This is a genomic window from Peribacillus sp. P4_D6, from assembly GCF_056401795.1.
In genome coordinates this window covers 1-653 of record NZ_JBFUIQ010000392.1, presented here as the reverse complement: position 1 = coordinate 653, position 653 = coordinate 1, and the positions used below count along the sequence as shown (strand labels likewise).

At 43.3% G+C, this 653-nt stretch carries 1 protein-coding gene; it reads right to left on the bottom strand.

Annotated features, from left to right (window positions below; genetic code table 11):
- Window positions 1-169: 169 nt before the first annotated feature.
- A partial coding sequence (locus tag AC1DVB_RS27815; protein ID WP_477592082.1) for a carboxyl transferase domain-containing protein occupies window positions 170-653 on the bottom strand: 484 nt, incomplete at its 5' end.

Genomic DNA, 653 nt, shown 5'->3' with positions numbered 1-653 from the left:
GTATGGAATTAAGTAATTAGTAAATCTTTAATTACTAATTATAGTACTCTTCCTTGTGTGATTTAGCAACTCTAAAACAGAAAAATTTTCTAATTATTTAAATAATCATTCATTTTATTCCATGAAAAAAGCCCGGTCATGATGAACCGGGCTTTTTTCATGGAATACTTTATACGGGATAGACCCCATGCTTACGATCGGTAAATGTCAATTGCTTACTGCTATACGCTTCAAACCGCGCGCTCAATTCATCACGCAGGTCATTCGGCTGGATGATGCCATCAACGATCATTTCAGAGGCTAAGCGGTAAATATCGATATCTTCATTATACTCATTGCGCTTCTGTTCAATGAATTCAGGGCGCTCTTCTGGTTCCATCGCATTGATTTTATTGGCATAGACTGCATTGACCGCAGCTTCAGCTCCCATGACCGCTATCAATGCCGTCGGTAAGGCAAGAACGCAGTCCGGTTCAAAGGCGGGACCGGCCATCGCATATAGTCCGGCACCATAAGCTTTACGGACGATGACGGAAATCTTGGGAACAGTGGCTTCACTCATGGCCGAGATCATTTYCGCACCATGGCGAATGATTCCTGCCCGTTCGACCTTCGTCCCAATCATGAATCCTGGAATATCCACCAGGAATAAG